General features: G+C 64.7%; 11 protein-coding genes. 5 read left to right on the top strand and 6 right to left on the bottom strand.

Annotation, left to right across the window (positions count from 1 at the left end):
• The first annotated feature begins 3 nt into the window (after positions 1–3).
• The gene (locus tag L8F45_RS26785; protein ID WP_342363812.1) at positions 4–1,035 is read left to right on the top strand and encodes an SIS domain-containing protein; all 1,032 of its coding nucleotides are present in this window, start codon (positions 4–6) and stop codon (positions 1,033–1,035) included.
• 24 nt (positions 1,036–1,059) lie between these two features.
• Here the strand turns inward: L8F45_RS26785 and L8F45_RS26780 are convergent, their stop codons facing one another.
• From L8F45_RS26780 to L8F45_RS26770, 3 genes are read right to left on the bottom strand one after another with little or no spacing between them, the layout of a single operon-like run.
• On the bottom strand, positions 1,060–1,890 hold the full coding sequence (locus L8F45_RS26780; protein WP_342363811.1) for an ABC transporter permease: 831 nt from the start codon (positions 1,888–1,890) through the stop codon (positions 1,060–1,062).
• A complete protein-coding gene (locus L8F45_RS26775; RefSeq protein WP_342363810.1) occupies positions 1,887–2,900 on the bottom strand; it encodes an ABC transporter permease in 1,014 nt (337 codons plus the stop codon). The genes L8F45_RS26780 and L8F45_RS26775 overlap by 4 nt, the downstream gene beginning before the upstream one ends.
• Positions 2,897–4,399 (bottom strand): ABC transporter substrate-binding protein, encoded by a 1,503-nt coding sequence (locus tag L8F45_RS26770; RefSeq protein WP_342363809.1) that lies wholly within the window; start codon positions 4,397–4,399, stop codon positions 2,897–2,899. The genes L8F45_RS26775 and L8F45_RS26770 overlap by 4 nt, the downstream gene beginning before the upstream one ends.
• A 192-nt stretch (positions 4,400–4,591) precedes the next feature.
• Here L8F45_RS26770 and L8F45_RS26765 point away from each other — a divergent pair, with 192 nt between their 5' ends.
• The 4 genes from L8F45_RS26765 to L8F45_RS26750 all read left to right on the top strand — a co-directional run bounded on the left by L8F45_RS26765 (position 4,592) and on the right by L8F45_RS26750 (position 10,527).
• Positions 4,592–5,554 (top strand): ABC transporter ATP-binding protein, encoded by a 963-nt coding sequence (locus L8F45_RS26765; RefSeq protein ID WP_483411918.1) that lies wholly within the window; start codon positions 4,592–4,594, stop codon positions 5,552–5,554.
• Positions 5,551–6,516, top strand: a complete 966-nt coding sequence (locus tag L8F45_RS26760) for an ABC transporter ATP-binding protein (protein ID WP_342363807.1) — start codon at positions 5,551–5,553, stop codon at positions 6,514–6,516. The genes L8F45_RS26765 and L8F45_RS26760 overlap by 4 nt, the downstream gene beginning before the upstream one ends.
• Positions 6,517–6,832: 316 nt before the next feature.
• Entirely contained in the window at positions 6,833–7,834 is a 1,002-nt protein-coding gene (locus L8F45_RS26755) for an ABC transporter substrate-binding protein (protein ID WP_342363806.1), read from the top strand.
• Positions 7,831–10,527, top strand: a complete 2,697-nt coding sequence (locus L8F45_RS26750; RefSeq protein ID WP_342363805.1) for a hybrid sensor histidine kinase/response regulator — start codon at positions 7,831–7,833, stop codon at positions 10,525–10,527. Before L8F45_RS26755 ends, L8F45_RS26750 begins: the two co-directional genes overlap by 4 nt.
• 344 nt (positions 10,528–10,871) lie before the next feature.
• Here the strand turns inward: L8F45_RS26750 and L8F45_RS26745 are convergent, their stop codons facing one another.
• The 3 genes from L8F45_RS26745 to L8F45_RS26735 all read right to left on the bottom strand — a co-directional run bounded on the left by L8F45_RS26745 (position 10,872) and on the right by L8F45_RS26735 (position 13,112).
• Positions 10,872–11,591, bottom strand: a complete 720-nt coding sequence (locus L8F45_RS26745) for a response regulator transcription factor (RefSeq protein ID WP_342363959.1) — start codon at positions 11,589–11,591, stop codon at positions 10,872–10,874.
• Positions 11,592–11,667: 76 nt separating this feature from the next.
• Entirely contained in the window at positions 11,668–12,429 is a 762-nt protein-coding gene (locus L8F45_RS26740) for a SapC family protein (protein ID WP_342363804.1), read from the bottom strand.
• A 65-nt stretch (positions 12,430–12,494) separates the two neighbouring features.
• The gene (locus L8F45_RS26735) at positions 12,495–13,112 is read right to left on the bottom strand and encodes an invasion associated locus B family protein (RefSeq protein WP_342363803.1); all 618 of its coding nucleotides are present in this window, start codon (positions 13,110–13,112) and stop codon (positions 12,495–12,497) included.
• Between the last annotated feature and the right edge of the window lie 31 nt (positions 13,113–13,143).

The raw sequence follows: 13,143 nt of genomic DNA, 5'->3' as shown, positions 1-13,143 counted from the left end.
CCCATGTCATATCTCAGTGATCGCGCGCCATCCGCGATGGCGCGCGAGATCGTGGAAGCTCCGGCGGCCGTGCGGTTGTTCCTTGACGACGCCAACACGATCGACGCCATCGCTGCAGAGCTGAACAAACGACCGCCGGCGCTGGCGATCGTTTGCGGGCGCGGAAGCTCCGGTCATGCGGGCGTGTTTCTGCGCTATCTCATTGAAACGCGGCTGAACATCCCGGTTTCCGCCGCCGCGCCTTCCATCGCGACCAGCTTCGCGCGCACGTTGAGCTTGCCGAACGCTCTTTTCGTTGTGATCACACAATCGGGGCGAAGTCCCGATTTGATCGAAGCGACCCGGGCGGCGCGCAAGGGCGGCGCGCGGACGATCGCAATCGTCAACGACGCCAAATCTCCGGCCGCGGCGGAATGTGAATTCGTCCTGCCCATCAAGGCTGGCCCGGAGCGATCCGTCGCCGCGACAAAAACCGTGATCGGATCGATGGCCGCCGCAGCGTTGCTGACAGCGGCGCTGGCCGATGACATGGAATTGCGCGCGGCGGTTCAGCGGTTGCCGGATCGGCTCGCCGCAGCCCTGCGGCTCGATTGGGACGCGCTTGCCTTGGACCTGCGGAATGCGCCGGCGGCTTTCGTCGCCGCGCGCGGCCTGGGCCTGGGAACGGCGCGCGAAATTGCGCTGAAAATGGCCGAGGCGCTGCGACTGCCTGCCCTCGCCTACAGCGCGGCGGAATTCCTGCACGGACCGCGCGCCGCTGTGACGCGGGCGACGCCGGTGCTGGCGTTGCGACTGGACGACGAGACGTCCGCGGCGGTCGATCGTCTTGTCCTTGATCTGAAGCAAGCGGCCGATCCGGTCTATGTCGCCGGCGGGCCATCGTCGCAGCTTGCGTGGATCGGCGACGACCATCCGGCGACCGATGCCATCACGCTGCTCGCGCCCGCCTATCGAATGATCGAACGCGCGGCGGCGATGCGCGGGATCGATCCCGATCGCCCGGCGCATCTTCAGAAGATCACGGAAACCATTTGATCGCGCGATCAACCCCGGTCCGGACTATTTTTCTCCGCGCAGCCGGGGATCGAGCGCATCGCGCAGAACATCGCCCAGAAGATTGAGCGCGAACGCCAGAATCAAAATCGCCAGACCCGAAAAGATCGCGCTCCAGGGCGAGAGCAGCAGGAAATTTCGCCCTTCCGCCAGCATCGCGCCGAGCGACGGCGCAGGCGGCTGGACTCCCAGCCCGAGGAACGACAGCGAAGCCTCGACGAGAATGGCGGCGGACAGGAGAAGACTGCTCTGCACCAGCACGACGCTCGCGAGATTGGGCAGGATATGATGCAGGATGATCCGCAGGCCGGATGCGCCGACGGAGCGCGCGTTCATGACGTAATCGCTTTGCGCGATCACGAGCGCCGGTCCGCGCAGCAGGCGCGCGAAAATCGGCGTGTAGACGACCGCGATCGCCAGAGACGTGGTCATGGATCCCGGGCCGAGAATCGCCACGACGCCAATCGCGAGCAACATCACCGGGAAAGCGAACAACATATCCATCGCCCGCATGGCGACGCGATCGACGGCGTTTCGATAATAGGCCGCGACGAGCCCGAGCATGCCGCCGCACATGAGCGCGATCGCAACCGCAGCGACGGAAACGCCGAGCGACGCGCGCATGCCAAAGATCACACGCGACAGGAGATCACGGCCGAACTGGTCTGTGCCGAGCCAATGCGCGGCGTCCGGCCCCTTCAGCCGCCGCAGTACATCCTGCGCCAGCGGATCGAACGGCGCGATCCATTGCGCGCAGAGCGAAACCGCAACGAGCGCGGCGACCAGCCCTGCCGCCGCCTTCAGCAGCGGCGACGATTGCCTGACAGCGTTGATCATCGGCGCACGCGCGGATCGATGGCGGCGTACAGGAGATCGACCGCAAGATTGACCAGCACAAACATCGCCGTGACGACCAGAATGGCGCCTTGCAGCAGCGGATAGTTGCGCTCCGCGATCGCGCCCAGAATCAGCCGGCCGACGCCGGGGATGGCAAACACTTGCTCGACGACGATCGCGCCGCTCAAGAGATAACCGGTCATGATGCCGACGCTTGTCACGAAAGGGATCAGGGCGTTGCGCAGCGCATGCTTGAACAGGATGGATGTCTCGGATGCGCCTTTGGCGCGCGCCGTGCGGATATAGTCCTGCTGCAACGCATCCAACATCGCCGATCGCAGCAATCGCGCCAGGTTGGCGAGAATGGGCAAGGCGAGCGCGAACGCCGGCAACAGCAGACGCGTCAGATTGGCGAGCGGATCGGCAAGGAACGACTCATAGCCGAGCAACTGCGCGTCTGGGGCGACGGCTGCGGCGACGAAAATCAGCATGATGCCGAACCAGAAGGACGGAATGGTCAGGCCGATGACCGAACCGATCCTGAGCGCGACGTCCCATCCGCGGCCGCGCAGCTTCGCCATGACGACCCCAAGCGGAACCGCGAGGCCTACGCCCACGACCAGCGCCAGCGCGGCGAGCAGCAGCGTCGGCCCCATATGGCCAAGAATCTCGTCGACCACCGGGCGCCGCGTCCAAAGCGAAACGCCGAGATCGCCGGTCAACGCGCCGCCGAGCCAACGCCAGTATTGAACGAAAATCGGCTGATCAAGCCCGAGGCGCGTCGTGATCTCGGCGATCCGCTCGGGCGTGACTTCCGCGTTCGCGCCCAGCATGATCGCAACAGCGTCGCCCGGAATCAGCCGAATCATCAGAAACACGAGGAATGACACGCCGAGCAGCACGACGCCGACGTCGAAGAGGCGGCTCGCCAGAAACGAGCGACGCCGGCTCCGGAATCCCGCAGCCTGGAATCGGCGATGAAGCCGCGGGAGCGCAGCCGAAATCGTCATTTCGCCAGTGAAACGCGGCCAAGCGCGGTGAGCGAACGATTAGCGAGGATGTCAAAACCCTGCACGTTCGCCCGCATCGCCGTAAAGAGCTGGCCATAAGCGACATGCGCGATCGGCCCTTCACAGGCGAGGATCGATTGCGCCTTGTTGTAGGCGGTGCGACGCTTGCCTGTATCGAGTTCGCGCCGCGCGTCGTCCAGCAACTGATCGAGCTGCGGGTTCGCATATTTGAAGACGTTGGTCGAACCGCCGCTCCTGAAGGTGCGATAGAAATAATCGTCGGGATCCGTGCTCCCGGCGTTGGTCGAGACGAACGCGGTGAAGTTCGAGTTGCGCCAGTCCTGGATGAATTGGCCGAGCTCCGGAAATTTCAGCTCGACCTTGAAGCCGGCCGCGTTGAGCTGCGCCTGCACGACCTGCGCGATGTCCTTGATGTCCTGCCGCGGCAGGACCAGCACCGTCACTTCAAGCGGCGTCGCAACGCCCGCCGCCTTCAGCAGATCGCGCGCTTTTGTCGCCGAATGGGCGTAGCAAGGAAATTCCTTCATATCCACGGCCCAATCCTTGAGCGCCGGCGACAGAGGCCCCGCCGGCCCGCCGGCGCCGAACAGCGCCGCCTGAATGATCTCGGTCCGATTCAGCGCGTAGTTGAGCGCTTCGCGCACTTTTGGATTGTCGAACGGCGGCTTCGCAGCGTTCATGCCCACCAGCGAATAGGCGAGCTCGAGCGTCTCCGCGATCTTGACGTTCGAACGGCCTTTGAGTTGCAGCGCCGTCGATGCGTCGATGTTGGGCAGCGCCGCATATGTGCCGCTGGCCAATCCCGCCTGTCGCGTCGCCGATTCCGGCACGATATTGAATTTGACGCCCGCCAGCTTGGGCATGTCCGCATTCCAGTAGCCGGCATGTTTCTCCAGCAGGATGAAGCCGTTGGGCTGCCATTCCTTGAATTTGTACGGGCCCGTGCCGACTGGCTGCCGCTGCAGCGCGTCCTTGTTGGCTTCGAAGCTGCGTGGAACGATCGCAATGCCGGCAAGCGCCGAGAGAAATGGCGCGGACGGCTCTTTCAGCACAACTTCGACGGTCGTCGCATCGCGCGCCGACGTCGTCTCGACAGCGGCCAGCCGGCTGGCGAGAGGCGAGGCGATGTCTTTCGACATGACGCGGTTCAGGCTGGCGACGACGTCGGCCGCCTCGACCGACGCGCCGGTGTGAAACGTCGCATTCGGACGAAGCTTGAAGACGTAGGTCCTGCCGTCAGGCGAAATCTCCCAGCTCTGCGCCAGAGCCGGCGTCGTGCGCAGATCCTTGTCGATCTGGGTCAGCCCTTCATAAATCGTGCCGTTGACGATCTGGAACGACGTGAAAGCCGTGATGATGTGGGGATCGAGCCCGGCAGGCGAGGCGTCGACCGCAAGCTCCATCACCTGCGCCCGCGCCATACCGGCGCTGGCGATCGCTAGAGCCAAAGCCAGAGCCGTTATCCCCCGCTGAGCCATGCCAGCCTCCCCGCTGATTGCCAACCATGTGGTATTATCATAGGTAGTCCTATAGAATACCATTTGCAAGCAACTTGGGTCAGGACGATCGAGCGGGACGCTCCCGCGCCATCCACGGCGACTTGAGCCGCTTTGGCCGCCAAGAGGCGCTGCAAACTCATCCGCGCAGTTATGGAGAGGGTCGCTCGTTTTATCATGACTGATGATTCGATACTGACGATTGACGGGCTCTCCCTGGCGCTCGGCCGGAACCTCCTGGCCGATTCCGTGACCTTCGATATCCGCGCTGGCGAGATGGTCGGCCTTGTTGGGGAATCAGGCTGCGGCAAGAGCGTCACCGCATTGTCGATCCTGCGACTGTTGCCCGACCCTCCGATCCGGCGCGTCGCCGGACGAATCCTGTTCGGCGGCCGCGATCTTACCGCCCTGTCCGACGGCGAGATGCGGCGCATTCGCGGCGAGCGTATCGGCATGATTTTCCAGGAGCCGATGACTTCACTCAATCCGGTCTTCACGATCGGCGACCAGATCGCCGAGACGCTGATGAATCATCGCAATCTGTCGCGGACCGCGGCGCTCGCGCGCGCCGCCGAACTGCTCGATCTTGTCGGTTTGCCGACGCCGGAGCGCCAGCTTCAGCGGTATCCGCACCAGATGTCGGGCGGCCAGCGCCAGCGCGTCATGATCGCCATCGCGCTCGCCTGCGAACCGAAGCTCCTGATCGCCGATGAGCCGACGACGGCGCTGGACGTCACTGTGCAGGCGCAGATTCTCGCATTGATCGATCGGCTGCGCCGCGAATTGGGCATGTCCTGTCTGCTGATCACCCACGACCTCGGAGTCGTCGCCGAATTCTGCGATCGCGCCATCGTCATGTATGCCGGGCGGATCGTCGAGGACGGCGTGACGCGCGAAGTGCTCGGCCGACCGAAGCATCGCTACACAAAGGCTCTCGTCGACACGATGCCGTCGTCCAATCCGCCGGGCCGGGTGTTGCCATCGATTCCGGGAATGGTGCCCGCGCCGGGCGCGCGCGGCGACGGTTGCGCCTTCGCCGATCGCTGCTGCGATGCGCTCGATCAATGCCGACGCAGCCTGCCCGCCATGATCGGCGGCGGCGATCACCAATTCGCCTGCTGGAGCCCGGTTTCGTGAGTGTGATTCTCGATGTCCGCTCGCTTGCCAAACATTATGTCGACGCCAACGGCGCTGCCGTGCGCGCTGTAGATGACGTCAGCTTCTCGCTCGCAGCCGGCGAAGTCCTGGGCGTCGTTGGCGAGTCCGGATGCGGCAAGACGACGCTCGGCCGCACGATCATGCGGTTGATGGAGCCGACGCGCGGCGAAATCCTTCTGGAAGGGCGTGACTTCGCAACATTATCGGGACGGAGCCTGCGGGCCGCGCGCGGCCGCATGCAGATGATCTTTCAGGATCCATTTGGATCGCTCAATCCGCGGCACACGGCGGGCGCCATCATTGCGGAGCCGCTCATCATCCATGGCCGTTACGGCGACGGCGCGCGTGTTAGCGAATTGCTGTCGATTGTGGGACTGCCGCGCGATGCGGCATCGCGCTACCCGCACGAATTCTCCGGCGGACAACGACAACGCATCGCAATCGCGCGCGCGTTGGCGCTCGAGCCGAAGATCGTCATCGCCGACGAGCCTGTGTCAGCGCTCGACGTTTCGATTCAGTCGCAAATCCTGAATCTCATCGCCGAGTTGCGAATGCGGCTGGGGCTTTCGATGCTGTTCATCAGCCACGACCTGTCCGTGATCCGCCACATCGCCGACCGGGTCGCCGTCATGTATCTTGGAAAGATCGTGGAGATCGGTTCTGCAGCCGATGTTTTCGCTGCTCCCCGACATCCTTATACGCGCGCGCTGCTCGCCGCAGCGCCGCGCCCGCTTCGGCAGACTCTGGCGATGTCGTCAGATCGCCGGCGCCAGATCACACTCGAAGGGGAATTGCCGGATCCGGCGAATCCGCCGCCAGGCTGCGCATTTCATGGCCGTTGCGTCTGCGCCTTGCCGCTGTGCCAGGCGACGCCGCCGGTCATGAAGGACGTGAGCGATGGAGCCCACAAGGTCGCCTGCCATCTTGCGGAACTGGCCTAACCGGCCGTTGGACCTGTTTCAACAGACGACAGCCAGGCGTTCATAGAACGAACCGGCTCTGGCGCAGTTCGGCAAAGATTCGCGCGCAGCTCGACAGGCCGCCAAGCGTCGCCTGGGATCGACCAAAATAGTCGCGCAAGATCGCTGCTGCGATCTTCATCTTCACAGTGACGGCCAACCCTCGACGTCAGCTTGCGTGAGATCGGGTGACGGCATGCCGGGACGGCGACGCCGCGGAACGCGCGCCGCTTCTCCGTGGATTACGCCCGCGAGGCAGGCCTCGACGGGGGAGGCGACAGGCGCCATTCATGGAGGCATGACGACGCGACGCCAGCTCCTTTTGAACGGCGCCCCCGCCATGGCGGCTGCGGCTGGCTGGCCGAGCGGCGCGCAGGCGGATAACCGCGTCAGGCTGATCATGTCCATGGTCGGCCCCGCCCTCGAGAATCCGAGAGAACGCCGGCGCATCGAAACTTTGAAGCAGCGCGTCGCCGAGCGGGGATGGGTCGAGGGCCGCAACGTGCGATGGGATATCCGCTCGTTCGGCGTCGACGCCGCGCTGAGGAATTCGCTTGCGCTGGAGTTCGTCGCCGCGGCGCCGGATCTCATCCTCGCGACTTCATCGCTCGAGACCGCGATCTTCGCCAAGCTGACGAAGACGATCCCTATCCTTTTCACGACGGCGGCTGATCCGATCGGCAGCGGCTTTCTCCGTTCGCTGACGCGGCCCGAAGGAAACATCACCGGCTACAGCGGCAGCCATCCCGAAATCGGGGCGAAATGGATCGAGCTGCTGGGCGAGATTTCACCGGGCGTGCGGCGCATCGGCGTGATGTTCAATCCGGCCACGGCGCCAGGCGCCGGCAAGACTCACATGGCCATCATGGAGCGAGAGGCGGCCCAGCGAAGCCTCGATATCGAGCCCGTGCTTATCTCTTCGCCGGAAGATGTGCGACCCGTTCTGGCGCAGTTCGCGGCGAAGGCCGGCGCCGGACTCGTGCTGCTCGCGGACAGTTACACCTATTGGCTGAGCCGCTCCATCACCAGCGCGGCGAACGCATTGCGGCTGCCTGCGATCTATCCCTATGAAACCTTCAGCATCGATGGCGGCCTGATGTCCTATTCGAGCGCGCGCGATGAGCAGGATGCTCTGGTGGCCGCCTATGTCGATCTCATCTTGCGCGGCGCGAACATCGCCGACCTTCCGGTTCAGTTCGGACGGCGCTTTGAACTTGTGATCAATACGACGACCGCCGCGGCGCTTGGGCTCGAAGTCCCGGCGTCGCTCCGGGCCCGCGCCGTGCGCATCGTTGCATGACCGCCGACCGCCTCGCCGCTGCGCCACAGAAGCGGCTGTGGCGACTTTCGCTCGTCACACGCTACGCCCTCTTCGTCTCCACGGTCGTCGCCTGCACGCTGACGCTCAACTTGTTTGTCGGGGCGATCTTCGCCACCGAGGATCAGCGCCTGCTGGTGGCGCGGGCGCAATATGAGCAGGCCCGGCGCGTCGCCGATCGCATCGAGCAATTCGTCGCCGGCGCGCTCAGGCAGATGGATGCGATCTCGATGGCGGGAGCGGACCAGGAGAGCCGCGAGCAGCAGCGGCTCGACGGGCTGAAGCTGATGCGGCAGGCCGCCGTTATTGTCGATCTGCGCCAGGCGCGCGCGGACGGCCGCGAGACGCTTGCACTCTCGCGGCTGGCGCGCGATCGGATGGACAGCGGGATCGACCTCTCCAGGGAGCCCGCTTTCGTCAAGGCGATGGCGGACGGCATTTATATCGGGCCGGTGTTTTTCTTTCGCGAGACCGAGCCGCGGATCGAACTTGCGGTGCGCTCGCAAGCGCAGCCGCCGCACATAAGTATCGTCACGCTCAACCTGACCTTCATCTGGGAGCTTGTCGCCGACATGAAAGTCGGCGCCGAAGGCAGAGCCTATATCGCGACATCCGCCGGACGTCTGATTGCGCATCCCGATCTTCGCTATGTCCTGCGCGATACGCAGCTTGAAGGCGGCGGCGACGACGAGCACAAGGATGGCGATCCGCTCAGGGGCGTCCTCAGGACTGATGTGGAGGGGCGTCGCGTGCTCTCCGTCAGCGCGCCCGTCGCGGGGCTGGGCTGGCTTGTCTATGTCGACCTGCCGCAAAGCGAGGCGTTCACGCCCATCATCTGGTCTCTGGCGCGATCGGGAATGGCTGGCGTCGGCGCACTCGCGCTCGCGCTGCTGGCCAGCATCATGGTGAGCAGACGAATGGCTGCGCCGATCATGGCGCTGCGCGACGGCGCCGCGCTCATCGGCGAAGGGCGGCTCGATCACCGCATCGCCGTCGACCGGGCCGACGAGATCGGCGCGCTGGGCTCCGAGTTCAACAAGATGGCGGCGCGGCTCGAAGACGCGCGCGCCGTTCTCGATGCGCGCGTCGCCGAAAGGACCGCGGAGCTCAGCCGATCGCGCGATGACGCCGTGCGCCAGCGTGAGGCGGCGGAAGCGGCGCGTCACGCCGCCGAGCGCGCGACCGAGGAGAAAACGCGCTTTCTCGCCGTCGTCGGACACGACATTCGCACGCCCGTCGCGGCGCTCGTTGGCGTGGTCGGATTGCTCGATCGCACGCGCATGAGCGAACATGATCGCCGTCTCATCGCCATGGCCGCTTCATCGGGAGAAGCGCTGGTCGAACTCATCAACAGCATCCTCGATCTGTCACGCATCGAGGCTGACGCCGAGATCGTCGACACCAGGGATTTCGAACCGGCCGACCTCGCGACGGCTGCAGCCGAAATGATACGGAGCGACGCGGCGCGGAAAAATCTCGCGCTTCGTGTGGAATGCGATGCTTCGGCTTCAACGCCGCTGTTGAGCGATCCGGTCAAAATCAATCGCATCATCCTCAATCTGCTCCGCAACGCCGTCACGTTCACCGATGCGGGTGAGATCCGCCTGTCGCTGCGCGTTGAAGCCCAGTCTTCGTCGGCTGCGACTCTGATCGTTGTCGTAAAGGACACCGGCGTCGGCGTGCATCCCGACGACCACGCTCGCATTTTCGAGGATTTCGCGCAGATCGAGCCGAAGCGCGCGGGCGGTGGCGTGGGACTCGGTCTCGCGATCTGCAAGCGGTTGGCTTCGCTGCTTGGCGGAACCCTGACGCTTGAAAGCGCGCTCGGCGCGGGCAGCACGTTTACGCTCAGGGTCCCGGTCGCCCTCGCCTCTTCGAGCGACCGCACGAGCCAGCTCCATTCCGGCGAGGCCGAGCTCGCGGTGCTTGTAGTCGATGACGACGCGCTCAATCTCGAGGTCACCTCCGGCATCTGTCGAAGACTTGGCCATCAGACCATGACGGCTTCGGGTGGCGGCGGCGCGCTCGAATTGATCCGGACGCATCGATTCGATGCGATTCTGCTCGACATGCACATGGATGGCATGGACGGCGCGGAGCTGGCGACGGAATTGGCGAGGCAGTCGCGCGATGCGGCGCCTGCGCTGATCGGTTTGACGGCTGACACCTCGCCCGACACGCTGCGCCGTTTCCGGGCTGCGGGCGTCACGACCGTCCTGTCGAAGCCCGTCGCCATGCAGGCGCTCGGCAAGGCGCTGACGCGCGTCGCGCCAACGGGAGCGGAGCCTGACGTCCACGCGCTTGACGGCGGCTCAGTCATCGATCGCAGCTTCATCGAGGATCGCCGCGACATGCTCGGCGGCGAGCGTCTGCGTCAACTCGCGACACTGTTCCACGCTGCGTCCGCAGACCTTATGATTGGCGTTTCCACCGCAGCAATGGCCGAGGACCGGGCCGGCGTCTCGCGCGCGTGCCATCAGCTCGCCAGCGCCGCCAGCGCCATCGGACTGGGCCTGCTGTATCGCGAAGCCTGCCGTCTCGAGCGCGAGTCGGTCAGGTCCAGCGAAGCGGAATTGCGCGCGGGCGTAGCCGCGCTTGGCGACATCTGCCGCAGGACGCGCGCCGAACTTGATCGTTATCTCGCTGACGAGATCACGGACGAAGCGACGGCCTGACCGTCGCATTCGCAGTCAGGTCTAGGGTGCGTACTCATAATTCGAGGCGCTCAGCGTTCGCTCAAGGGCCGTCGAGGGCAAGAAGATGGTGTTGTCCACCATCGAGCGACGGCTCCGCCGCGATCGACGGCCCTTCAGCGAACCCACCCACATCGCATTGATGCGATGTGGGCGCTCCTTGATTGCCTATCCCGGCTACAGCCGGGATAGGTGGGCGCGGCGAAAAGCGCCCATGATCGGGTCTCGCGTCCTCGACCGTGGGAGAACCACGGCCTTCGGCCGCGAAACCCGCCCTGAACGCTTTTCGACTCGCGCGCTGAGCCCTCCAATTATGAGTACGCACCCTAGTGATCGATCGAAACGCCCAACCGATAGCCGAAGCCCGTGACGGTCTCGATAACAGGCGTATCGTCGGAGAGTTTTCGCCGCAACCGCGCGACAAGCGCATCGACTGAGCGGATGTCCGTGTTCTCGCCGCGGTTGCTGATCACCTCGATGAGATATTCACGGCTGAGCGCGCGGCCATTGGCGTCGACCAGCGCCGCCAGGAGATCGAACTCGCCGCGCGTCAGCCGGATCGGATCGCCGTCGCTCGTCGCCAGTTCGCGGCGCAGAAAATCGATCAGGTAACGACCGAAGGTGAGCGCGGTCTTCCGACGGGCCGCGTCGCGATCGATCGCCTTGCGGCGCAGCACGGAACGGGCGCGCGCCAGGAGATCGCGCAGATTGATGGGCTTGGTGACATAGTGATCGGCCGCAAGTTCGAGCCCGACAATGCGGTCGACGTCGGAATCCCGCCTCGTGATGAAGATGATGCCGGCTTCCGAGATCGCCTGGATCTGCCGGGCGAGTTCAAAACCGTCGCCGTCCGGCAGCACGACGTCGAGCAGTGCGAGATCGGGCCGCGATTGGCGGACGCAACGCAGCCCCTCCGCGAAGGTCGCCGCTTCCGTCACCTGAAACCCTTGATCGGTGAAATAGCCGCCGACGAGACCGCGCGTCACAGGATCGTCCTCGACGAGCAGCACGCGCTCCCCGCTCGCCGGGGCGAAGGTCGGACGCATCGGCAAGGACGCCTCAATTTCTCATACGAGTTTCACCAGACGCGCCACGAATACAAGTCTGGCCGGCGCTGCGGGTTTAGCTGTTCAAACGCGCGCCGCGCTCGCGTGTCTCCGCGCCTGCGGCCGGCGTCGGCGCGCGGGCGCTGAGCGCCTGCAAATTACCCATGCTGATCAGATGCGCATAGATGAAGGCGAGATAGCCTTTGCGCTGCAGGTCAAGAAGCGCATCATCCGCCAGGCTCGCCAGCTTCTGCTCATCGACCGCAGCGAATCCGTAGAATGTCGCCGTCGATCCGTCAGCCGCCCGCATCTCGATGTTGATGGTCCGCAGGAGATCGAGCTCCTTGAGTTGCGTGGAGAAAGCCGCCGTAATCGTCGCCGCCTGGGAATATTCGGCGACCATGGCGATGGCTGTGTTCAATGTCGCGGTGGGCTCGCCATCATGGCCGAACAGCCTGTCGCCAGCCTCGACGCCAAGCCCGGCATAGCCCGGATCGAAACAGATCACCTGCTGCTCCGGCGTCTCGCCGCTGATAAACGGGTATCGGCGCAAATAGGCTGGAACATACTGTCCGAGCCATCGGCCTTCGCGATCGACGAAAACATTTTCGTTGCTGCGCATGCCAACGAGAAACAGCGGCGACCACGTCCCGCCCTCTTCGAGAAAAACAATCGGCATATCGCGGCAGCCAGCAAAGAACTCCTGCGCCAGCGCTGGCAGAATATGGCTCCTCGCAGCGAACGCATAAGGCGCCTGCCGGCTCTCGATGCGAAGATCATTGTTTACATTTCGGTCGAGCACCGCGATGCCCGAATAGAAAAGCGGGAGTGGCGTCATTGGCGTTCATCCATCACAGCGTTCCGGCTGCAATCCGCGCCGGCGATCGGGTTGAATTGGCGAGTTCAGGAGCGGGCCAGCGCGTCCAGCGCCTGAGCGAGCCCGCGGAACGAGATCGGCACGACAACGTCTCGGCCCGCAGCGTCCTTCAGCGTCACGCTGCCCGGCCCGACATGAGCGCGCCAGCGCGCGAGCATATCCTCGCGCATGTCGAGTTCGGCGATGCAGCCGCCGGGAATGCAGCGGCGCCATTCGATCTCGACCGGCGGGGAATCGCGATCGCCGACGCGGATCGCGGGCTTCGAGGGAAACGTCACATTGACGGGCGCGACCAGAGTGAGCCTGAGAGGATCGGCGGGGGTCAGCCGCGCGAATGCAAGTTGCAGCAGCGTCGTTTGCGCTGTCTGACCCTGAACGGAATGGCTCACCTCGCAGATGCGCATCGGCGTCGCCGCGCCCGCGAAGCGCTGACACCGCAATGTCCAGTCGCTGAAGGTCGCCGTCGTCGCCTCGGGCTCCGCGCTCGGCGGCGGCAAGGTCTGTTCGGCGGGCGCTTTCGGCGCCGCTGGACGGGGCGGCGGCGATTGGGCCGTCGAGGGAGCGATCAGGGCCGTCCAGACGCCGATCAGCGCCGCCACGGTGAGCAAAAGAGACTTGCGGCCCATCACGATTACTCCGGACATATTGCGATCGACGCGGGAAGCCACGGCTTCA

It is taken from the genome of Terrirubrum flagellatum (genome assembly GCF_022059845.1).
GTDB classification, from domain to species: domain Bacteria; phylum Pseudomonadota; class Alphaproteobacteria; order Rhizobiales; family Beijerinckiaceae; genus Terrirubrum; species Terrirubrum flagellatum.
The sequence above is the reverse complement of the archived record's forward strand: the minus strand, read 5'-3'. Positions and strand labels throughout refer to the sequence as shown.

Coding starts and splice junctions, on each gene's coding strand:
- L8F45_RS26785 (WP_342363812.1), top strand. CDS start 4: ATGTCATATCTCAGTGATCGCGCGCCATCCGCGATGGCGCGCGAGATC.
- L8F45_RS26780 (WP_342363811.1), bottom strand. CDS start 1,890: ATGATCAACGCTGTCAGGCAATCGTCGCCGCTGCTGAAGGCGGCGGCA.
- L8F45_RS26775 (WP_342363810.1), bottom strand. CDS start 2,900: ATGACGATTTCGGCTGCGCTCCCGCGGCTTCATCGCCGATTCCAGGCT.
- L8F45_RS26770 (WP_342363809.1), bottom strand. CDS start 4,399: ATGGCTCAGCGGGGGATAACGGCTCTGGCTTTGGCTCTAGCGATCGCC.
- L8F45_RS26755 (WP_342363806.1), top strand. CDS start 6,833: ATGACGACGCGACGCCAGCTCCTTTTGAACGGCGCCCCCGCCATGGCG.
- L8F45_RS26750 (WP_342363805.1), top strand. CDS start 7,831: ATGACCGCCGACCGCCTCGCCGCTGCGCCACAGAAGCGGCTGTGGCGA.
- L8F45_RS26745 (WP_342363959.1), bottom strand. CDS start 11,591: ATGCGTCCGACCTTCGCCCCGGCGAGCGGGGAGCGCGTGCTGCTCGTC.
- L8F45_RS26740 (WP_342363804.1), bottom strand. CDS start 12,429: ATGACGCCACTCCCGCTTTTCTATTCGGGCATCGCGGTGCTCGACCGA.
- L8F45_RS26735 (WP_342363803.1), bottom strand. CDS start 13,112: ATGTCCGGAGTAATCGTGATGGGCCGCAAGTCTCTTTTGCTCACCGTG.